The organism is Shewanella sp. FJAT-51649, assembly GCF_019457435.1.
Classification (GTDB): domain Bacteria; phylum Pseudomonadota; class Gammaproteobacteria; order Enterobacterales; family Shewanellaceae; genus Shewanella; species Shewanella mangrovisoli.
Window position 1 is genome coordinate 1,117,402 of sequence record NZ_CP080411.1, and the last position, 21,896, is coordinate 1,139,297.

Annotated in this window: 18 protein-coding genes, 1 tRNA gene and 1 pseudogene; 10 read left to right on the forward strand and 10 right to left on the reverse strand. The window is 49.0% G+C overall.

What is annotated here, in order from left to right; all coding sequences use genetic code 11:
• Window positions 1–19 precede the first annotated feature (19 nt).
• The 4 genes from K0H59_RS04915 to carB all read left to right on the forward strand — a co-directional run bounded on the left by K0H59_RS04915 (window position 20) and on the right by carB (window position 6,103).
• Complete coding sequence (locus tag K0H59_RS04915; protein WP_011716091.1) at window positions 20–637, forward strand: FKBP-type peptidyl-prolyl cis-trans isomerase; 618 nt, start codon at window positions 20–22, stop codon at window positions 635–637.
• A gap of 72 nt (window positions 638–709) precedes the next feature.
• A complete protein-coding gene (dapB, locus tag K0H59_RS04920; protein ID WP_011716092.1) occupies window positions 710–1,522 on the forward strand; it encodes a 4-hydroxy-tetrahydrodipicolinate reductase in 813 nt (270 codons plus the stop codon).
• Between the two features lie 168 nt (window positions 1,523–1,690).
• Window positions 1,691–2,851 (forward strand): glutamine-hydrolyzing carbamoyl-phosphate synthase small subunit, encoded by a 1,161-nt coding sequence (gene carA, locus K0H59_RS04925; RefSeq protein WP_220054830.1) that lies wholly within the window; start codon window positions 1,691–1,693, stop codon window positions 2,849–2,851.
• Between the two features lie 27 nt (window positions 2,852–2,878).
• Entirely contained in the window at window positions 2,879–6,103 is a 3,225-nt protein-coding gene (carB, locus tag K0H59_RS04930) for a carbamoyl-phosphate synthase large subunit (RefSeq protein WP_088210912.1), read from the forward strand.
• Window positions 6,104–6,185: 82 nt separating this feature from the next.
• Here carB and K0H59_RS04935 read toward each other — a convergent pair whose 3' ends face one another.
• From K0H59_RS04935 to K0H59_RS04950, 4 genes are all read right to left on the reverse strand, one after another.
• The gene (locus K0H59_RS04935; protein WP_220054831.1) at window positions 6,186–6,953 is read right to left on the reverse strand and encodes an ABC transporter substrate-binding protein; all 768 of its coding nucleotides are present in this window, start codon (window positions 6,951–6,953) and stop codon (window positions 6,186–6,188) included.
• 213 nt (window positions 6,954–7,166) lie between these two features.
• Complete coding sequence (locus K0H59_RS04940; protein ID WP_011716096.1) at window positions 7,167–8,255, reverse strand: methyl-accepting chemotaxis protein; 1,089 nt, start codon at window positions 8,253–8,255, stop codon at window positions 7,167–7,169.
• Between the two features lie 292 nt (window positions 8,256–8,547).
• Window positions 8,548–9,921, reverse strand: a complete 1,374-nt coding sequence (mgtE, locus tag K0H59_RS04945) for a magnesium transporter (protein ID WP_220054832.1) — start codon at window positions 9,919–9,921, stop codon at window positions 8,548–8,550.
• A gap of 22 nt (window positions 9,922–9,943) precedes the next feature.
• On the reverse strand, window positions 9,944–10,645 hold the full coding sequence (locus K0H59_RS04950; protein ID WP_220054833.1) for a hypothetical protein: 702 nt from the start codon (window positions 10,643–10,645) through the stop codon (window positions 9,944–9,946).
• A gap of 680 nt (window positions 10,646–11,325) precedes the next feature.
• Between K0H59_RS04950 and K0H59_RS04955 the strand changes: the two genes are divergently transcribed.
• Window positions 11,326–12,459, forward strand: coding sequence for an endonuclease/exonuclease/phosphatase family protein (locus K0H59_RS04955; protein WP_220054834.1), 1,134 nt, complete (start codon window positions 11,326–11,328; stop codon window positions 12,457–12,459).
• An 11-nt stretch (window positions 12,460–12,470) separates the two neighbouring features.
• On the opposite strand, the gene K0H59_RS04960 is transcribed toward K0H59_RS04955, so the two are convergent.
• From K0H59_RS04960 to K0H59_RS04970, 3 genes and pseudogenes are all read right to left on the reverse strand, one after another.
• Complete coding sequence (locus tag K0H59_RS04960; RefSeq protein ID WP_220054835.1) at window positions 12,471–13,286, reverse strand: DNA-binding domain-containing protein; 816 nt, start codon at window positions 13,284–13,286, stop codon at window positions 12,471–12,473.
• Window positions 13,283–14,164 carry a DUF692 domain-containing protein gene (locus K0H59_RS04965; RefSeq protein WP_220054836.1) on the reverse strand — a complete coding sequence of 294 codons (882 nt, stop codon included), beginning with the start codon at window positions 14,162–14,164 and terminating at the stop codon, window positions 13,283–13,285. Before K0H59_RS04965 ends, K0H59_RS04960 begins: the two co-directional genes overlap by 4 nt.
• Window positions 14,165–14,251: 87 nt before the next feature.
• Window positions 14,252–14,512: pseudogene (locus K0H59_RS04970) on the reverse strand (hypothetical protein); the annotation flags it as partial.
• A 468-nt stretch (window positions 14,513–14,980) separates the two neighbouring features.
• On the opposite strand from K0H59_RS04970, the gene K0H59_RS04975 reads away from it, so the two are divergent.
• Complete coding sequence (locus tag K0H59_RS04975) at window positions 14,981–16,171, forward strand: class I SAM-dependent rRNA methyltransferase (RefSeq protein ID WP_220054837.1); 1,191 nt, start codon at window positions 14,981–14,983, stop codon at window positions 16,169–16,171.
• A gap of 107 nt (window positions 16,172–16,278) precedes the next feature.
• Here the strand turns inward: K0H59_RS04975 and rpiA are convergent, their stop codons facing one another.
• Window positions 16,279–16,938 (reverse strand): ribose-5-phosphate isomerase RpiA, encoded by a 660-nt coding sequence (gene rpiA / locus K0H59_RS04980; protein WP_011621766.1) that lies wholly within the window; start codon window positions 16,936–16,938, stop codon window positions 16,279–16,281.
• Between the two features lie 291 nt (window positions 16,939–17,229).
• Here rpiA and K0H59_RS04985 point away from each other — a divergent pair, with 291 nt between their 5' ends.
• The 4 genes from K0H59_RS04985 (at window position 17,230) to K0H59_RS05000 (ending at window position 20,568) form a co-directional block, all read left to right on the forward strand.
• Window positions 17,230–18,156, forward strand: a complete 927-nt coding sequence (locus K0H59_RS04985; protein ID WP_220054838.1) for a DUF808 domain-containing protein — start codon at window positions 17,230–17,232, stop codon at window positions 18,154–18,156.
• A 104-nt stretch (window positions 18,157–18,260) separates the two neighbouring features.
• The gene (locus tag K0H59_RS04990) at window positions 18,261–19,172 is read left to right on the forward strand and encodes a 3'-5' exonuclease (RefSeq protein WP_220054839.1); all 912 of its coding nucleotides are present in this window, start codon (window positions 18,261–18,263) and stop codon (window positions 19,170–19,172) included.
• Between the two features lie 44 nt (window positions 19,173–19,216).
• A complete protein-coding gene (locus K0H59_RS04995) occupies window positions 19,217–20,185 on the forward strand; it encodes a hypothetical protein (RefSeq protein ID WP_220054840.1) in 969 nt (322 codons plus the stop codon).
• A 306-nt stretch (window positions 20,186–20,491) separates the two neighbouring features.
• Window positions 20,492–20,568: transfer RNA gene (locus K0H59_RS05000), tRNA-Trp, on the forward strand.
• An 89-nt stretch (window positions 20,569–20,657) separates the two neighbouring features.
• Here the strand turns inward: K0H59_RS05000 and K0H59_RS05005 are convergent.
• Both K0H59_RS05005 and K0H59_RS05010 read right to left on the reverse strand, forming a co-directional pair.
• Complete coding sequence (locus K0H59_RS05005; protein WP_220054841.1) at window positions 20,658–21,683, reverse strand: tyrosine-type recombinase/integrase; 1,026 nt, start codon at window positions 21,681–21,683, stop codon at window positions 20,658–20,660.
• A 2-nt stretch (window positions 21,684–21,685) separates the two neighbouring features.
• Window positions 21,686–21,895, reverse strand: coding sequence for a DUF4224 domain-containing protein (locus K0H59_RS05010; RefSeq protein WP_220054842.1), 210 nt, complete (start codon window positions 21,893–21,895; stop codon window positions 21,686–21,688).
• Window position 21,896: the final 1 nt, after the last annotated feature.

Sequence of the window (21,896 nt, forward strand, 5' to 3'; positions counted from 1 at the left end):
ACATTGAGAGTCGTTAATTATGTCTGATAAATTCAGTACTGTTGAACAGCAAGCAAGCTATGGTGTAGGTCGACAAATGGGCGAACAACTGGCTGCTAATTCTTTTGAAGGTGTGGATATTGCTGCCGTTCAAGCAGGTTTAGCCGATGCATTTGCTGGCGTTGAAAGCGCTGTATCTATGCAAGATATGCAAGTTGCATTCACTGAGATCAGCCGTCGCATTCAAGCGGCTCAAGAGCAAGCTGCTGCAGAAGCTTCTGCCGAAGGCGAAGCCTTTTTAGCTGAAAACGCTAAACGTGCAGGCGTGATCGTGACTGACTCTGGTCTGCAATATGAAGTATTAGTTCAAGGTAGCGGTGCAAAACCAACCTACGAAGACACAGTGCGTACTCACTACCATGGTTCTTTCATCAATGGTGACGTGTTCGACAGCTCTGTAGTTCGTGGTCAACCAGCTGAATTCCCAGTATCTGGTGTTATCGCTGGCTGGACTGAAGCCCTGCAACTGATGCCAGTTGGTACCAAGTTAAAGTTATTCGTTCCACATCACTTAGCATATGGTGAGCGTGGTGCGGGTGCTTCTATTCCTCCATACTCAACGTTAGTATTCGAAGTCGAGTTATTAGACATCGTCTAATGTGATTGAAACGCCTAAGCCAGTCTTAGGCGTTTTTGTATGGAAGTGATGAACAGGTTTGAGGAGATTGAAATGGGTGGACAAGTGAGAGTTGCAATTGTCGGTGCGGGTGGACGCATGGGACGGACTCTTATTGAATCGGCTTATCATCAAGAGCACATTCGCTTAGGCGCGGCTATCGAGCGTCCCGGTTCAAGCTTAGTTGGCGTGGATGCGGGCGAACTCGTCGGTGTGGGTAAGTTAAATGTCATTATCATGGATTCGCTCGACTATGCGACCGATGACTTTGATGTGCTGATTGATTTTACTGCGCCAGAGGCCAGTATTGTCCATTTAGACTGGTGTGTGCGCCATAAGAAAGCCATGGTGATCGGCACAACTGGTTTCAATCATGCTCAAAAAGAACAGATCAATGCCTTTGCCGAGCAAACGCCGGTAGTGATGGCGCCGAATATGTCTGTGGGTGTCAATCTGATGTGGAAATTGCTCGAGTTGGCCGCTGAGGTCATGGGCGATTACACCGATATCGAAATTATCGAAGGTCACCACAGATATAAGAAAGACGCGCCATCTGGTACGGCACTAAAAATGGGTGAAGTGATTGCCAAGACCTTAGGTCGTGATCTTGAAAAATGCGCCGTCTATGGCCGCGAAGGGATCACTGGCGAGCGCGACCGTGAAACTATCGGTTTTGCGACTGTGCGCGCGGGCGACTTAGTCGGTGAGCATACCGCCATGTTTGCCGATATCGGTGAGCGTTTAGAGATCACCCATAAAGCCTCTAGTCGTATGACCTTTGCTAATGGCGCTATGCGTGCCGCCCATTGGTTAGTGGAGCAAAAACCGGGTCTGTATGACATGCAGCAGGTATTAGGTTTGAATTAACAGAAAAAACGCCATATTGGCGTTTTTTTTTGCACTCAGACACCAGAGTGTAGACGAGTTTGGATTTATCCTGTAAACTCGCTGGAATTTGTCAAAATTTCGTAAATAAGCGGAAATTGGTATCTTAACATAGCATAAAAACATTATATTTCAGTGGCTTGGCTCTTTATGGAGGTCGCGTTGACAAAGTCTGCCTTACTCGTACTCGAAGATGGAACCGTATTCACTGGCACAGCAATTGGTGCCGATGGTCTCTCTGTTGGTGAAGTTGTTTTTAACACTTCCATGACAGGATACCAAGAAATTTTAACTGATCCCTCTTATTCACGCCAAATAGTAACTTTAACCTACCCCCACATTGGTAACACTGGTACCAATAATGAAGACGTCGAATCCAATGGGGTTCACGCTTGTGGTTTAATCATTCGCGATCTTCCACTCGTAGCAAGTAGTTTCCGCAATCAGCAAACCCTCAGTGATTATCTCAAAGCAAGCAATGTTGTTGGCATCGCAGATATCGATACTCGTAAATTAACTCGAATCCTCCGTGAAAAAGGTGCCCAAGCGGGTTGCATCATGGCGGGTGCTGACTTAGATGAAGCGAAAGCACTGGCTGCGGCTAAAGCCTTCCCAGGTCTAAAGGGCATGGATTTAGCAAAAGAAGTGACTACTGACAAAGCCTACCCATGGCGCAAGGGTAGCTGGCGTTTAGTGGGCGGCTTGCCTGAAGATACGCCAGCCGAAGCGCTGAAGTACAAAGTCGTTGCCTACGACTACGGCGTTAAGCAAAACATCCTGCGTATGTTGGTTGACCGTGGCTGTGATGTCACCGTTGTTCCGGCAAAAACATCGGCTGCTGAAGTGTTAGCGATGAACCCAGACGGTGTGTTCCTCTCTAACGGCCCTGGCGACCCAGAGCCATGCGACTACGCAATTGAAGCGATTCAACAAATCCTGAAAACCGATACGCCGATTTTCGGTATCTGTTTAGGCCACCAGTTACTGGCATTGGCATCAGGCGCGAAAACCTTAAAGATGAAGTTTGGTCACCACGGTGCTAACCACCCAGTGAGCAATATCGAAAAAGGTAACGTGATGATCACCAGCCAAAACCACGGTTTTGCTGCCGATGAAGCCACATTACCTGCCAATATCAAAGTGACCCACAAGTCACTGTTCGATGGTTCACTGCAAGGTATCCATCTGACGGACAAGCCTGCGTTCAGCTTCCAAGGTCACCCTGAAGCGAGCCCTGGTCCGAACGATGCGGCCCCACTGTTCGATCACTTTATCGAGCTTATTGAACAATACCGTCAGAACGCTAAGTAATACGCAAGCTAGGAGAAGAGAGAAGCAATGCCAAAACGTACAGATATAAAGAGTATTCTTATCCTAGGTGCAGGCCCAATTGTTATTGGTCAGGCGTGTGAATTCGACTATTCAGGCGCTCAAGCCTGTAAAGCCCTGCGTGAAGAAGGTTACCGCGTCATTCTGGTGAACTCTAACCCTGCCACCATTATGACCGACCCTGAAATGGCCGATGCCACTTACATCGAGCCAATCCAATGGGAAGTGGTACGTAACATTATCGCTAAAGAACGTCCTGATGCGATTCTGCCAACCATGGGCGGTCAAACCGCGCTGAACTGTGCACTGGAACTTGAAGCCAAAGGCGTACTGGCTGAATTCAACGTTGAAATGATCGGTGCAACCGCCGATGCGATTGATAAAGCAGAAGACCGTAGCCGCTTCGACAAAGCCATGAAGAGCATTGGCTTAGAGTGTCCACGTGCGGGCATCGCCCACAGCATGGAAGAAGCCTATGGTGTACTCGACCTCGTTGGTTTCCCTTGTATTATCCGTCCATCATTCACTATGGGTGGCTCGGGCGGTGGTATCGCCTACAACAAGGAAGAGTTTGAAGAAATCTGTTCTCAAGGTTTAGATTTATCGCCAACCAAAGAGCTACTCATCGACGAGAGCTTAATCGGTTGGAAAGAATACGAGATGGAAGTGGTTCGTGACCGTAACGATAACTGTATCATCGTCTGTTCTATCGAAAACTTCGACCCAATGGGCGTGCACACTGGTGACTCTATTACCGTTGCCCCAGCACAAACCCTAACAGACAAAGAATACCAACTGATGCGTAACGCCTCTATGGCGGTACTGCGTGAGATTGGTGTTGAAACCGGTGGTTCGAACGTACAGTTTGGTATCAACCCGAAAGATGGCCGTATGGTTATCATCGAGATGAACCCACGCGTATCACGTTCATCGGCACTGGCATCTAAAGCAACAGGCTTCCCGATTGCGAAAATCGCCGCCAAGTTAGCGGTCGGTTTCACCCTCGATGAGCTGATGAACGACATCACTGGCGGCCGTACGCCAGCGTCATTCGAGCCAGCCATCGACTACGTCGTGACTAAAGTACCTCGCTTTAACTTTGAAAAGTTCGCTGGTTCAAACGATCGCTTAACCACTCAGATGAAGTCAGTGGGTGAAGTGATGGCGATTGGCCGTACTTTCCAAGAGTCACTGCAAAAAGCCCTGCGCGGTTTAGAAGTGAGCCGTCACGGTTTTGACCCAATCACTGACTTAACCAAACCCGATGCCTTAGCGCGTATTCGCCTCGAGCTGAAAGAGCCAGGCTGTGACCGTATTTGGTACATCGCCGATGCTATGCGTGCGGGTTTAACGCTGGATGAAATCTTCCGTTTAACCAATATCGACCCATGGTTCTTAGTCCAGATTGAAGAGCTGATTAAGCTGGAAGGCCAAGTGGCCGAAGGTGGTTTAGCCGGTCTTAACGAAGAGCTGCTGCGTAAGCTTAAGCGTAAAGGTTTTGCCGATGCGCGTCTGGCGGCGGTCCTTGGCGTAAACGAGACTGAAGTCCGTAAACTGCGTGACCGTTTCGACATCCACCCAGTGTACAAGCGCGTAGATACCTGCGCGGCTGAATTTGCCACCGACACTGCTTACATGTACTCAACCTATGAGGAAGAGTGTGAAGCGAACCCATCAGACCGTGAGAAAATCATGGTGTTAGGTGGCGGTCCAAACCGTATCGGTCAAGGTATCGAATTCGATTACTGCTGTGTGCACGCGGCATTAGCCCTGCGTGAAGACGGTTATGAAACCATCATGGTGAACTGTAACCCTGAAACCGTTTCTACCGACTATGACACTTCAGATCGTCTGTACTTCGAGCCTGTTACTTTAGAAGACGTGTTAGAAATCGTCCGTATCGAGAAGCCAAAGGGCGTTATCGTACAGTACGGTGGTCAAACACCGCTGAAACTGGCTCGCGCCCTTGAGGCGGCGGGGGTGCCCATTATTGGTACTAGCCCAGATGCGATTGACCGTGCAGAAGACCGTGAGCGTTTCCAGCAAGCGATTCAACGCTTGGAAATGAAGCAACCTGAAAACGATACAGTTACCACAGTTGAAGGTGCTGTGATTGCCGCTGAGCGTATTGGTTATCCATTAGTTGTTCGTCCATCCTACGTACTGGGCGGCCGCGCGATGGAAATCGTTTACGACCAACAGGATTTACTGCGCTACTTCAACGAAGCGGTAAGCGTATCTAACGCTTCGCCAGTACTGTTAGACCACTTCCTAGACGATGCTATCGAAGTGGATATCGACGCAGTATGTGACGGTGAAACTGTAGTTATCGGCGCGATCATGGAGCATATCGAGCAGGCGGGTGTTCACTCAGGTGACTCTGGTTGTTCACTGCCTCCTTACACCTTAAGCCAAGCTATCCAAGACGAAATGCGCATGCAAGTGCGTAAGCTTGCGATGGAGCTGGGTGTTGTCGGTCTGATGAACGTACAGTTTGCCGTGAAGAATAACGAAATCTACATGATTGAAGTTAACCCACGTGCAGCGCGTACCGTGCCATTCGTATCGAAAGCGACAGGTGTACCGTTAGCTAAGATTGCCGCCCGTGTGATGGCGGGTCAAAGCTTGAAGGCGCAAAACTTCACTCAAGAAGTGATCCCACCTTTCTACTCAGTGAAAGAAGTGGTACTGCCATTTAACAAGTTCCCTGGCGTTGACCCACTGTTAGGCCCTGAAATGCGCTCAACAGGTGAGGTGATGGGTGTGGGCGATACCTTCGCCGAAGCCTATGCTAAGGCGCAGTTAGGTGCGACTTCTGAAGTGCCTAAGTCTGGTCGTGCTCTGTTGTCTGTGCGTAACAGCGACAAGAAACGTGTTGCCGACTTAGCCGCTAAGTTGATTGAGCTGGGTTATCAAATTGATGCCACCCACGGTACCGCGGTTATCCTAGGTGAAGCGGGTATCAACCCACGCTTAGTGAACAAGGTACACGAAGGCCGTCCACACATTCTTGACCGCATCAAGAACGGTGAGTACACCTATATCGTGAACACCACCGAAGGCCGTCAAGCGATTGAAGACTCTCGTCAATTACGTCGCGGTGCACTGCGTTACAAAGTGAACTACACCACGACCATGAACGCAGCATTCGCCACTTGTATGGCACACGCTGCGGACGACCGCACTAACGTGACCTCAGTGCAAGAGCTGCATCAGCGCGTATTGGCTAAATAAGCCATAAGCCTCTGTAATCAAAAGGCCGGATAACTTAAGTTATCCGGCCTTTGTTTTTGCGTTCAAAAACTTACGCTCAAATTTATTGCCCAATGCGCTCGGTTTCCATTGGCGGCGCATCATTGGGCAGCCAGTGGTGATAGATTTGTGCAAAGGTGCCATCGGCCTTAATACTGATAAGTGCCTCTTTCCATTTATCGATTTCTTCACTTGGCGTTCCCTTCGAAAATGCAATGTACAGATGATTCGCACTGATAGTGTAGAGGGATTTGACATCATCAATACTTGCGCCCGCTTCGGCGAGAATACTTGGGGCGGTAAGATTGGCGTTGCACCAGAGATCGATTCGGCGCTTCATCAGTTGCTTAGCGCTCAGTAGTGGTGTCGATGAGGGGGCGAGATTCGTCAAACCATGCTCCATTAATAATTGTTCCTCAACGGAGGAGCGATACACTCCTATAGCTTTAGCCTGTTTAGCATCATCAATCGAGCTAATGTTGAGTTGACTGTTTTTGAGTGCGTAGAAGTTTGTCGTGCCAACGGCGACTGGGCCTATCATACTAAACAGCTGTTCTCGCTCGGGTGTACGAGTCATAGTAAACAGCACGGTATTAGCTTGTTCCGTCATGATTTTCCAGCCGCGTGCCCAGGGCACCACCTTGATGGGATCCTGATTATTCACGCGCTTTTGGATTTCTTGCACCACTTGTACCGCTAAACCATCGGCTTTACCGTCGACGGAAAAACTAATGGGGGCCCATTCTTCGGTATAAATATTCAGTGTGGCTGCTACGCGCAAGGGAAAGGCGCCAACGGTGAGTAATAGCAGTAGGCCTGTGAAAAATTTCATTAATAACCCTAAAAAAATTAGAACGTTATATTAGAGTCTCACGGCGTGCTCTGAATGAATTAAAGATGATAAGTGTACGGCTATCAATAGCTAACCGAGATTATTTTGTAAATAGCAATGTGAAAAAAGTATCTCGGCTAAGCTACTAATTTGCCTTTTACAGGATAAATAAACCCAAAGAGCAGCGAGTGCTCTTTGGGGGACTAAAATCCATTAACGCTGATACACATCATGCATCAAATGGTCTATGCACTGGACTACCCGCATACTGGCGTCTTCCATCACATGGAGTTGTTTAACCATGTCGGACAAGTTGCCTTTTTGTCTCGCTGCCAACGCCGCTTTACCCGCATCGTGTACCGCCTTATGGGGAGTATCTAGGGCTTTAAAGTTGCTTAAATGCTGATAATTTTCCGCGCCAAATCCTTTGAAATACCATTGGCCTAAGCGACATTCAGTATGTGAATTAACGCTATGATCATGCTTTGGTTTTTCAATTAGTTGGTAAACATTACTCTTCCAGACTGCATGGTCGAGTTTAGTGGTGTTTAGGAAAGAGGTGGTCGCCGCATTATGGATCACCTGCTGCATTTTATGTGACCGCTGAAGGACATCCTCAACCACGTGGCCGATTTGTGTCGATGAGGCGGCAATATCGCTGGCACTGGATTGATTGGTATGAACAATATTTTTAATCTCGCTTGCTTGGGTAACTATCTGTTTTACCAACTTTTCAATCTGGCTGCTGGCCTCGTGAGCCTTACTCGCTAGTTGCCTAACTTCGTCGGCGACCACTGCAAAACCGCGGCCTGCTTCGCCCGCGCGGGCAGCTTCAATGGCGGCATTGAGGGCAAGCAGGTTGGTTTGCTCTGAGATCCCTTGAATGGCAGAAACAAACTGGTTGATGGACGCTGTCGTGCCATTAAGAGCGGTCACGGCTTCCATGCTTTGGCTCGCTTGAGTGTTTATCTCATGTGCCCTTTGGCCTAAGTTCGCAATGGCGAGCCTAGTTTGATCGAAAATGGCATCAAGTTCGGAGAGAGAATCCTTTTCTTCGGTGAGTTGAGTCGCACTGCCCGCTAAGCCATCTCGGATCGCATTTAACATTTCGCCGCCCTGATTTTGACAGGCTATGACCTCGGTAAACAGATCGGCCGCTTGGCGTGACTGTTGTTTCATTGTTTCGTGTTCATGGATGATAGTTTTTAGTTCATCTAATTCTTGTTGATGCTGCTGTTGTAATTGAATGAGCTGTTGCTTGAGAGCGTTATTTTCAGACTTGAGTTGAGCGTTAAACCACATATAAACCTCTAGTTATTGTTATGGCGACAGCTTATTAATTTTATGGTGCAACCCCAGCGAGGTTGAAATAAATCGCAAGCTGCTGGTGGTTAAATATTAGTGTATGCCCAAGCTTCATTGATAAAAGAACAGCGGATTTATGAGCTTGAGCAAATAAATGCTTAATAATGAGGGAATACAAGTCAGTTATTGCTGAATACCTTGTATTCCCATCATCAATCTTGAGCCTAGAGCAGTGCCGTTATCCTTTGGGCGAGTGTATTGATCAACGGCACTTTAAGTCTCAATTTACCTATGCCGTCGGTAAGTCGAGTATCAGAGTGGCAATACTAAAGTAAACCAGCACACCAATGATATCGGCTATTGAGGTGATAAGTGGCGCGCTGGCTGAAGCGGGATCCATTTTTAACTTGCTGAGTAAAAAGGGCAGTGACATACCAATCAGGCTGCCAATGAGCACCACAATTTGCATGGTCAGTGCGACGACGAGGGCAATTTCAGGGCCGCCGCGCCAGAAACCGAGCAAGGACACCGCCAGTGCCATGCTGGCACCGAGTAATCCTGCTACCCCTAACTCGCGCCCTAGCAGTGAGAGCCAATCCTTGAGTATCACTTCGCCCGTGGCTAATCCCCGCACCATTAAGGTAGCGGATTGCGAGCCAGCATTACCGCCGCTGTCGATAAGTAAAGGCAGAAAGAACACTAAAGACACATAGCTCGAAATTGTATCTTCGAAAAAGGCGATACCTGCTCCCGAGAAGATATTGCCAAAGACCAAAATCACCAACCAGACTACACGCTTACGGTAGAGTAGCCCTATGCTTGCAGTCTTTAAATTGTGTTCGATATTGCCTATGGCCGCGTTTTTGGTGAACTCGAGATCGGCCTGCGAGCTGGCAATGTCCATTGCATCGTCATAGGTCACAATCCCGACCAATTGCCCCTTGCCATTGATGATGGGCAGGGCCAGCAAATCGTAATGGGCGATCATCTGCACCGCTTCTTGGCATTGGGCGTTGGCATCTAAGGCAATGGGGTTGGGTTTCATAAAATCGACCACCCGTTCTTCCGGCTGAGCCTGCAGTAATTGCCGCAGCGAGACGGTACCAATTAAGCGCCCCAACATATCAACCACATAGGCTTGATATATGGTTTCTTTGTCGGCGGTTTCCGTGCGAAGCATATCAATCGCTTGGGCGGCGGTATGTCGACTATTGAGCAAGGTATAATCCGATGTCATCGCCGCACCGACCTTGGTTTTATCGTAGGCGGCTAAGGTGCGCAGATCTTCCCGTTTAGCCTGCGCTAACACGGGCAAGAAGAGTTGTTGCTGCTCAGGTTCAAGCAGATTGTAGAGATCGGCGCGCTCATCCGCCGCCATCGTCAGCAAGAGCGACGATAGTGTGGCTTTATCAAGCTGTTGCACTAATGCGGCTTGCTGCTCATCGCTTAAATAGCGCAGTAAATCGGCGGCAACTTTTGCCGGTGCCAGTTGCAAAAATACTAATTGCTGCGGCTGACTAAAGGTGCTGAGCGCGGCGGCAATATCCGCGGGATGGCGCTCTTTGGCCAAGGCGACCATGCTCGCGCTGTCGCGTTGTTCTAGTATGATTTGCAGGGCTAAGATGATTTGCTTAGTGTTTTTTTGGTTGTTGTTCATGTTCATAGGTCATTCTCCCAACGAGCTATTAGCCAAAGAAAAAAGTGATATCTGCACCGAGTTGCTGGGCATTTCCCTTAAGGTCGTTGCCTAGGCTGAATTCGAGTTGCAACTGTCTTTTGAGTAACCATTGATAGGCAAGCCGGTAGGCGTGTGCCTCGGGTGCCTTGCGATAAATTTCGCCGACCCATTGCTGATCTGCGCTTGGCGCTAGGGCAATGGCGACGCCCGCGATCAGTTGCGGTGACTGAGCCGCATGCTGATAAAAGCCCAAATTGCTATAGAGGCGTAAATCCAGCTCCGCCATCTGATATCCCATAATGCCGAGCACTTCTGCGCTAATGGGGTGATGGTCTTGATGATGGTGTTGCAGATTCATGGCCAGCGCGCTCTGCCAAGGGCCCGTGCCAACGTGCAAGGGCAATTTAATGCCCAGCTCGGTTTGCTGTTCGCTATTGCTGCTGTCTGCTTGATCTTCAACGCTTAGATGTTGATGTTCAAAACCTAAGTGCCATTCCCATTGTCCTTGGTTGCAGGTCGCCGCCGTTTTGAGCGTTGTCGCAGAGTGATCGGACCTAGGTTGTTGCCAGCCGAGTTGCAGCTCGCAGCGCTCGGCGATGCCGGGATCATCAAGGTCCAGCAAAGAAGCGTTTGCCGTGACGCTAAGGCATAGCCCAAATAGGGCCAAAGGTTGCCGAGCTAAGGTGGATGTATGCTTGATATAAGCCATAGGTAAACTCCCAAAGTAAGGGAAGCCTACTGGGGCAAAACATGCGTGAAGATGTATTCAATGGCCAGCACTCTAGCTCCAGCGTAAGGCCGGATAAAACCAATAGCCGAGCACATGCACGGGCATGATTGGCCATGAGTAAAGGCTTAAATTGAATATATGGGAGTGGAGTGAGAAAGCGTCACGCTACTACCCTGCCTAGCAGGTAGCAGCAAAAACATTGCGGGCTAGTGCTAGGTGTTTAATCCTGTCACTTGGACAGGGCATCTACTGTCACTTATGTGTGTGCCCACAGTGGGTCTCCGCAATGATAAAAGTGGCTAGATTCTAAACCGCGAAAACGCAAAGTCAAACCTGAACGCCAATTCGTCATGTTTATGTTTAAATGTGGTTTTTATTTTTGGGTGAATTGAGTTGGTTGGTTTTAATCTTGTTGTGCCTTGGTGACTAAATGTTCTCTGTGAGTGGGGTTATTGTTGGTTTTATGGACTTTCCTGCCTAGGTCGCTGGTGGCAATGAGCATGCTGTGATTGATGACCCAATCGATTTAGGTATAACCTTGGGTATCACGCCTTAAGATGGCATCTCTTGCCTAAGTTGTTGGGTAAAGAGATATTTTGACGCGCAAATCCGTTAAAGGCGCTGTTGAGTGCATGATTTGGCTAAAGAGGAATAATACCGTGGCGCAGCATTCCCCAGAATTGTCGAGTTCAACTGAGTCAACGCAATCGAATATTAAAATTGCGACCGTGAATCTATTTAACTTTATCGAGCCGCCCTCAGCCTTTTACGATTTTGAGAATATCTATAGCCACGGCCAATGGCAGAAAAAGTGCCAATGGTTTAGCGAGTTGTTGAATCAACATCATCCGGATATTGTCGGGTTTCAGGAGGTGTTTAGCCCCGAACCGTTACGCCAGCTTGCGTTGCAGCAGGGACTCACTCACTTTGCGGTGGTCGATAGCGCGACCTTAGTCAGTGACTATATCTACCAAAGCCCTGTGGTGGCCTTGGCGTCTCGCTTCCCTATCCTTGAGGTACACGCCATTGAACCAGAGGCGCACTTAGTGGCGGCGATGGGGCTGTCGAGCGAATTTAGCTTTAGCCGTAAAGTGTTACGGGCGACGGTGGTTGTGCCGCAGATTGGCCCCAGTGATTGTTATGTGGTGCATTTTAAATCTAAGCGGCCGGGATTAGCCTTAGAGCCGCATCCTTTGGGCTTGTCGTTGAATGCGCCGTCGGATCTTAAGTTACACGCAGAGACTAAGTTATTAACCGAACAGGCCCTCGGGCGCTGGGCCTCGACCATGCAGCGGGGGGCTGAGGCGGCATTGCTGTTCCATGCCATACTCGCCAGAAGACAGAGTGCCAACTATCCGGTGATCCTGATGGGGGATTTTAACGATAGTTTGTCCTTAGGCGCGTTAGATGCGTTAACGCTCCAAGGCGAAGCGCTGCACAGTAACGACATAAAAGCCGCTGGGCTTGGGCATTTATCCGATGCGGCGTTAGTGCAAGTGTTTGGCCACTATCGATTACAAGATGCCTATGAGCTATTTATCGAAGCCAATGTAGCCGACAACGCCGTCCATTACCGGGAGCATAGGGCGCCTACCCATTACTATGGCCCTAAAGGATCTGTGCTGGACTATGTGTTGCTTTCCAATGAGTTTGATGCCAGCGATAGCCGCAGTTTGGCGCAGGTGGTGGATTATCAGACCTGTGATAGACACTTAGTCAGGCCGGAATATGAGCGTGATGCCTATAGCACCGACCATGCGCCCGTGATGGTGGAATTGGCACTGTGGCGCTAGCAGCTCAAACTTTAATCGTTCGGCTGAACACTCAATATCAAGCCTAATTGAAACCAAGCTTGCAGTGCTTGTAACAGCTGTTGCATGGCCTCTTCTGGCGCAAAAAACGCCAGCATCAATTCGCATTGCTCGGCAATATTGGCGCCGTGAATAAATCCTTGAATTAAGGCTAATTGGTATTCTGCAAGGGAGATAAACTCCGTTAAACTGCTCTCGCCGCGCCAGAGTAGCCAAGCGCGTTTACCTTGATAATCGGGCGCGGGCGGGACTTGTTGATGCTTTAAGGCTTGCCAGGTTTCTACCGCATTGCTGGCACATTCAAATAGCTGCACACTAGGGTGAAAACGCAGTTGGCAATAGGGCCAAGCATCGGCGGGTAAGGATTGCAGCGCCGCAAAGCTTGCGCGTTGTTCATCCTTGGCATCGAAGGCGTTGAGTAGGCGGCGCTCGAATCTGGCGATATCGCTGATAATCGGATACTGACTAAAAAAAGCGTCGCTGGCTAAGTAGTCGGGCAGGGCATCAGCAAATTGGCGTAGCGAGGTAAAACGTGAGGGCTGGTGGGCGATATAGCCATTGGCCATCCGCGCGAATAAGTCATCGCCTAAATACAGACCGAGTATTTCATGGTCGGTATCGAGGACTTCGGTTAAGCGAATGCGATAGGCATTGGCGTAAATCTGCATCCGTATATCACGGCCAACGCCGCCTTGCTCGGCAACCTTGTCGCTAAAGGATTTCTCTATAGTTTCTGGTATCGGCGTTTGGGCGGCACTTGCCAGCAGATAATCCATAAATTGCTGTTGGATCTCGCGAAGTTGACTCATGCCACCGTCTCCTGCCGCGGTCTGTGGACCAGAGGATGTGACTCGCCTAACGTGGTGCGGGCGATGTTACGGGCAATCGCCAATTCGGCTTCCAATGCATTGAATTCGGGGATATTGGCATCGCGCTCAATCATAGTGCTGACGCCGCCAAAGCGGGTTAATGCCTGCCGATACAGTTCCCACACACTGGGGCAAACGTCGTGATCATGGGTGTCGATAACATAGTCGCCGTAATCCGAGTGGCCCGCTAAGTGAAATTGTTGCACCCGATTAGGCGCGATTTGCAGCAGATAATCCTCTGGGGGAAACTGATGGTTACGGGCGCTGACGTAGATGTTGTTGATATCTAACAGCAATAGACAATCGGCCTCCTCGGCTACCGCGTTAACAAATTGCCATTCAGTCATGGTCGAATCTTGGTAGGACAAATAGCTGGAGACGTTCTCCATCAGAATGCGGCGGCCTAAAAAGTCTTGCACTATGCCGATGCGCTCGGCCACGTGTCTCACGGTTTCTTCGGTGTAGGGTAGGGGCAATAAGTCATGGCTATTGATGCCGTGAATAGAGGTCCAGCAAATATGATCCGAAATCCATTGGGGCTGCACTTCATTCGCGAGTTGTTTTAGCGCCTTGAGATAATCCATATTCAGCGGATCTGTACTGCCGATGGATAAAGAAACGCCGTGCATCACCAGCGGATAACGCTCGGCAATCTCACTCAGGTAATAGCGGGGTTTTCCGCCCGCGACCATAAAGTTTTCCGAGAGTATTTCGAACCAGTCGACCTCGGGCTGATGCCTAAGCACATGATCGAAGTGCTGGGTTCGCAGTCCTAAACCAAAACCTAGGGTGGGGTGAGTGAGACTCTGCTTATCCATGTATAAACCTTATGTTGACTGAGTGGCTGAAGCGATCAATATTCCGACCGCTTCTTTATCGATAAACACCTATTTGTCTTAGGCGCCGACTTTACCGCCTAAGTCGCCACAGGCTTTGGCTGGGGTGGCCACAAAACCACTGCCTTTACAGCTGGCGTGTCCGGCGCAGGCATTGTCAGCGGTCTTGCAGTCGTTATGGCCTTTACAGGTATTCACGCCATAACAGTGGACGAGGTCGCTACTGTCGGCGCTGGTCATGGGTTCTGCTGCATTCACTTGGCTTGCCATACCGGCCATGGCCATAGCAAGTGCTGCACCTGAAAGTGCGGTTTGGGCTTTCTTATTCATGGTCTCTTCCTTTGCATATCTGACGATATGAGTATCTTGTTGATTAGCTTGCTTTTATAACGACAGCACCAATAGGCAGCATATAAAGCGGATGGATAAATACAGGAATAAGCCTAGTTGCTTGTGCAGCTTTTGCTTAAGTCCTGTTACTGGAATAAGACCTTAAGGGAGGAGAATATCTTTCAGCGCAATGTTGTTTATCTCATCTATAATCGCGCTGGCTTGCCAAAAATCGGCTGTGACAACTGGGTTTTACGGCGAAAACTAAGCTATGATCGCCATCACTTAGCGCGGCACTATCGCGCGTGGTTGACGGTGGACGTGTGTTGTTTACGGTGGATGGCTCGCGCTCAAACGATATTAGGTATATTATCCGCTTCCATTTTTTGAAGACGGCGCCTGACGAACTTAACGCAGTTTGTTGTGGCGGTTCAATTTAGCAAGGCGGTACTTTTTTAAGGCGGTACTATGGCAGTCAGAATCAAACTTAAACCCGGTCGCGAAAAGTCCCTTGAGCGTCGTCATCCTTGGGTCTTTTCCAACGGGATCCACAACGTTAAAGGTAAGCCCGAAGCGGGCGAGACCGTCGATGTGGTTGCCCATGATGGTCATTGGTTGGGCCGTGGCGCCTGGTCTCCTGAGTCTCAAATCCAAGTGCGGATTTGGACTTTTGATCGCGAAGAAGAAATCGACCGTGAGTTTTTTAAGCGCCGTATTCTGCGTGCCCAAGCGGGCCGCGACGATCTTATTCGTGAACAAGGTTTAACCGGTTACCGCTTAATTGCCGCCGAGTCCGATGGTCTGCCCGGTATCACCATTGATAAATACGCCAATGTGTTGGTCTGCCAATTGCTGAGCATGGGCGCCGATGTATGGCGTGACACTATTGTTGATGTGCTCGCCGAGCTGTATCCCGATTGCGCGATTTACGAGCGCTCTGACGTCGATTCCCGTAAGAAAGAAGGCTTAGCCTCTACCATGGGCTTACTCCATGGCACGTTGCCTGAGATGCCCATCATTATTGAAGAAAACGGTATCAAGATTGCCGTCGATGTGACTAAGGGTCATAAGACTGGTTTCTACCTCGACCAGCGCGACAACCGTGCCATGGCCGCGCGGTTTGTGAAGGGTAAATCGGTGCTGAACTGTTTTTGCTACACGGGCACCTTTGGCCTGTATGCTGCTAAGGCGGGCGCGGCCAGCATTGAAAACGTTGACGTGTCGGCACTTGCCCTCGATACCGCGCGTTTGAACATGCGAGTCAATGGCTTAAATGATGACAATGTGCATTACAACGAAGCTGATGTGTTTAAGTTACTACGTCAGTACCGCGATGAGGGTAAAACCTTCGATGTGATCGTACTCGACCCGCCAAAGTTTGCCGACAACAAGTCGCAGCTCAATGGCGCCTGCCGTGGCTATAAAGATATCAATATGATTGCGCTGCAATTATTAAATCCAGGCGGGGTGCTGTTGACCTTCTCTTGTTCGGGATTAATGCCAGCGGATCTGTTCCAAAAAATCGTTGCCGATGCGGCTTTGGATGCCAAACGTGAGATCCAATTTATCGAGCGTTTAAGCCAAGCGAGCGATCACCCGATTGGCAGCGCCTTCCCAGAAGGTTTTTACCTCAAGGGCTTAGTGGCTCGAGTGTGGTAATCGCTTAATAGCCTTAGTGTCATAAAAAATGAGGGTCATAAAAAATGCCGGTGCAGTTGCACCGGCATTTTTGTTTCTCGCGTGGGAGTCTTTCGACTCACTTTGCCTTAAGCGGTAAAGGTTTTCACGCCTTCAGGGGTGCCAACCAGTAACACATCGGCGCCGCGTTTCGCGAACAGGCCGTTGGTCACTACGCCGACGATGGCGTTGATCTTCTCTTCTAATTCCTTAGGATTGATGATCTTAAGGTTGTAAACGTCGAGGATCACGTTGCCGTTATCAGTGACAACGCCTTCACGGTACACTGGGTCGCCACCGAGTTTGACCAGTTCACGGGCCACGTAAGAGCGCGCCATTGGGATCACTTCAACGGGCAGTGGGAATTCACCTAAAATATCCACTTGTTTAGTGTTATCCACGATACAGACAAACTTTTCAGCCACAGCCGCAACGATTTTCTCGCGGGTTAATGCCGCGCCGCCGCCTTTGATCATGTCCATATGGCCGTTGATTTCATCGGCTCCATCGACATACACAGATAATTTATCGACGCTGTTTAAGTCATAAACTGGGATGCCAAGGGCTTTCATCTTTTGGGTTGAGGCTTCTGAGCTTGATACCGCACCTTCAATATCGGCCTTCATGGTGGCGAGGGCATCGATAAAGTGATTGACGGTTGAGCCTGTGCCTACACCCACAATGCTGTCTTTCTCAACGTATTTGAGTGCAGCCCAGCCCGCGGCTTTTTTCATTTCATCTTGAGTCATGTTGACATCCTGTAATGGCAAATGAGTAAAAAATTCTGGGCTTAGTATACTCTTTTCCATCAAAGTGTGTGGTGCTATTGCACTGTAGCTGTGATCTTGGGCGGTGATCTCGTGCAGTAGCCGGCTTAATGTGCTTACAGATTTAATCACTCAGCGAACTCGTTAAAATGAGTGATGTGCCTAAGATAAAGCCCATTTCGCTATTGACGATTCGCTAGGCGTGCTTAATCTAACTAAGTTACTATGGTGAAAGCAGAATTGATAAGAACAGCATTATTTAAGGGAGTATGTATGGCAGGGGCGAGTTTATTAACCTTACTCGACGATATTGCATCCATTTTGGATGACGTGGCGGTGATGAGTAAGGTCGCGGCCAAGAAAACCGCTGGGGTATTAGGGGACGATTTGGCCTTAAACGCCCAGCAAGTCACAGGTGTGAGTGCCGACCGTGAATTACCCGTGGTCTGGGCGGTCGCCTTAGGCTCGTTTCGCAATAAATTGATTTTAGTGCCCGCAGCCATGTTGATCAGCGCCTTTATTCCTTGGGCGGTGACACCCTTATTGATGTTCGGCGGCTTGTTTTTATGTTTTGAAGGCTTTGAGAAATTGCACCACAGCTATAGCCATCGAAAAGATAAACATGCGGAGCGGGCCGAATCTGACTTACCCGAGATAAGCGATCTCGCGGCCTATGAGAAGGAAAAGGTGAAGGGCGCAATTCGCACCGACTTTGTGCTGTCGGCAGAAATTATCGCCATCACCTTAGGTATAGTCGCGGACAAGTCGCTAACGACGCAATTTTTTACTCTCGCGATTATCGGTATTGTGATGACTATAGGTGTTTATGGTCTGGTGGCGGCGATTGTCAAAATGGACGATGCGGGTCTGTATTTGAGCCAGCGTCAGGGCGAATCGAGTTTTACTCGCTTTAATCGTAAGTTGGGTTTTGGTTTGCTCAGCGCGGCCCCCGTGTTGATGAAGAGCTTAACCATTATTGGTACTGCCGCCATGTTTATGGTGGGCGGCGGCATTCTGACCCATGGATTACATTGGGTTGGCGAGCAAATTCACCATGCCGAGCAATTTGTGGAAACCATTGCCGTTGTCGGCCCTGTACTTGGGTTACTGACGCCGAGTGTGCTCAACGCGCTCTTTGGTATTGCAGCGGGCGCAGTGGCGGTGCTGCTGATGACGGGATTCCAAAAGCTGCGGAGTTGATCCATTTTTCATCCTTTATTGCTGGCCATTATTGAGTCAGTTAACCCGAGTTGCGCGAGTACCAAGGTGCTTGCTGCGAGTATTTCAGCGCTCAAGGACGAAGTATGCAATTAATGCGTTATTGCCTTTCTCCCAATAAGTTGGCTTGGCTGCGTCAGGAATTAGGCGAACACGCCGACGAGCTTATCGCGGCGATGGATAAAGCTGGGAGTCAATATCTTGCTGGGTTCGCCGAGTCCCAAGCAGGGGACTTATCGGCAGCCGATTCGCAACTTAAGTTCCAATGGTTTCAGCAGAAGCTTGCCTTAACTACGCGATTAACTGATGCCGAGCTGGCAAACCTTACGCCACTGTCGCTGGTGGATATTAGGGGCGAAATACGGGAGGAGAGGCGGGTTGAAATGCATGTTGAATTAGTCACGCTCGATAAGCTTGCCACCGCATTACAACAACTTAGCCGTGAATCCGTACTGGGGTTTGATACCGAAACGCGGGCAAGCTTTGAGCCGGGTGTTCAACATCCCTTGAGCTTAGTGCAATTGGCGACCTCTGATACCTGCTATTTATTTCAGCGGGCGGTATTGGGTGAGAGGCTCGCCGAGCTTAAACCTTTGCTCGAAAATGAGCAGATCCTCAAAGTGGGGATTGGATTAAGGGGCGATGGCCAAGCACTGAAACGGGATTGGGATATTCAGGTCTCTCCACGACTTGATTTGAATTGGGCGATGGCGCAACTCGGCGCTGGGAAGGAAATGGGCACGCGGCAATTGGTGGCGGCATTACTGCGTAAACGCATCGATAAGCCTAAAAAAATTACCCTCTCGAATTGGCAACAGGTGCCTTTATCCCAAGCGCAAGTTCAGTACGCCGCCCTCGATGCATTGGCGGCAAACCAGTGTTTTTGGCAGTTAATCGACAAGCTGCAAGGTTTTTATGGCAAAACGACAGTCGGTAATAAAACCTTATTGCCGTCGAGTTTAGCCGCGCGATTAGCAAGCTATTTTCGTCCGGCTTAAGACTTAAGATAAGCTCGCGAAGATAAGGATTAGGGGATCAAGAGATGCTGGATGCGATTTGTGTACTCACAACCGAGGCTGCGGCAGAGCAGGCTTCGTCGCCACTACGACTCAATCCTCATGCTCAGGCCAGTGTCACCTACAGTGTGTTCAAGTTTCAGCAGTTACCCGAGGCTGAGATTGAGCGTTTGCGCCAACATTTATATTGCCCCGCCTGCTACGGCAAAGCCTATTTTCGTAAAGCATCTAAGGATGGTAAGGCCGCCTGTTTTGGCTCCCGTTACCATAAGCTCGATTGCATCGAATTTAATCCGTCGGCGCAAAAGTCCCGTGAAGAACAAGATGCCCTCGAAGTGCAGCAACAACTGCTCGACGCCGATGCCTTGGTTATTGATTTTTCGCTGAATCCCAGTAATAAGAAACCCTCTAACTCAGCGCTCAAAATCAAGGCTTCCCAAGAGCAAGAGGTTGGAGCCAAAAGTGAAATTGAAAATGAAACCGAGCAATTAGCGTCAGTGCAGGAGCCTAAAGCTGGCTATCAGGTGGCAACCGATAAGCCTGAGATAGCCATCACGGCAAAGCGAACTCCGAGCCAAGGGCTAGAAAAGTTACTCCATAGCCTGCTGCGCGGCTCGGATTTGGTGACTTCGGATCTTTGGGTTTACACCGATGATGAGCGCAAGTATCGCTGGCGGGCGAAGAATCTGTTTGTGAATTTTGCCGATGCGGATCCGACGGATAACAAACCCCATATGTACTGGGGCACTATCTCCCATAGCGACCCGACCTTATCTTGGCTCAATCCTGCCGACAGTAAAGACATAGGTATTCCTATCGAGGGCGTCAAAACTAAACTGTTTAAGCGCTTTAATATCGAAGATAAGCGGGATTTAGAAGGCGCAGGGCTTATCCTGTTTGGTAAGTGTTTTTGGAATAAGGATAAGACCCGCAAAATTATCCAGCTTTGGGACAATGACTTGCGACGAATTTTTATCTCAACCCTTGATGATTAACCATTAGCGATGAGATTTGGTCGCGAGTGCGTGGTACACGCCGCGCTTTAATTCATCTTTCAAGGCGTACCCATGACTCTTTTGTGAGTTTTGGGCCACAGACAGAGCATCGGTTTTTAATGTTTACTCGGTTGCAGGCGGGTTTTTCACGCTCTGCACTGAGCTCATATGCTGACTTTTTCAGCTTTATGCCAATTAAATCAACAGCAGATGGCAAACTTGTTTGAAAATTCCTCAGTTAATTAAGTTTGTCATAAAAAGTCCTTTACCTTTGAGAGTGCTTTTAGCATAATGCCCCACGTCAACAGGGGTGTAGTTCCAATTGGTAGAACAGCGGTCTCCAAAACCGATGGTTGCGGGTTCGAGTCCTGCCACCCCTGCCAAATAAAACAACGGCTTGCATAGAAATATGCGAGCCGTTTCCTTTTTGTTGGAATTAGTGTTGAAAAAAGATATGCAGTTCATCGCATCTCTATTCACCTTTATTTCCACCTAAAGTGGGTACCACTGGCACTCTTCTGTCGTAAGTGTTTACTTGCGCTAACGTCTTATGACCACTGAATTGTTGTTTCTCTGCCAAAGTTCCTTCAAAGTCACTAATGCCCTTGGCTTTAAGATCATGAAAGGTGAAGTCTGTTGCTAGATGTGGGTATTGCTCCTTCATTTTATTAATCGCACGGCGCCATGAAGAGCGAATACCTTCCGATGATAGCTTTCCGCCTCTATCTTTATTAATGACATAAATGCTGGCAACACAAGACCGCAAGCTTTTGGCTTCGTCGATGATGTTTCTTAACCTATTTGACCAGCCTTTGATTTGGCGCTTGCCGGTTTTACCTTGCTGAATAAATAATCCTTCCTCTGTTACTTGTGACCATTTCAGGTCGATCACATCTCCCTGACGAGCAGCACATAAATAACTTATCTCTATTGCCAGTCGTAGGCGCAGCTCTGCGCAGTCACAAATAGCATGATATTCCACATCGGTGATATAACGCTCCCTCGCTTTTAACTTAAACTTTTTAATCCCTTTTGCTGGATTACTTTTGCAGCGGCCACGCTCATATCCCCAAGCAAATACCACACTAGCAGAGGCTAACTCATGGTTTGCCTGTGTTTTGCTACTTACTCCACGCTTATCCATATAAGTGCGGATATGGTGGGGTTCAATGGCGTCGGGGCGCATTTTGCCAAATACCTTACCGAAGCGTTCAAGCTCCTGTTCTCGATCTTTTTGAGTGCGAGGAGCTAACTCAATAAAGTGAGTGCTTGTTAAGTATTCATTGATCAAACTGCGCATGGTGTAGACGGTATTGAGCTCACCAATTGCGGACTCATAGGCTACCCACACTTCGGCACGACTCGAATTGATACCACATAGGGTGATTGTTTTGGTGCTGCCAGCTTGCTTGTAGATAAAACTTACATACTGACCACGTACCTTATTGCGATATACCCTAGGCGGCATCCAGGCATCTTCTGCTTTGCGTTTACGCATTATTACATTGCACCAAAATCAGGTTCATCATTGGCAGCAGCTTTCGCTTTCATGCCATAGGGATTATTGACAAAGTGCCAAGTGACACTGGGTTTGCCGTCCTTCCGAATAAAGAAGTTAATCCCCATTTGCCCAAGCCATTCAATTTGTCCAGAAGCACGTTTATGGCCTGACAGTTCCTCAAGGTCTTGCTCTGTTAGGATTTGTTGCATG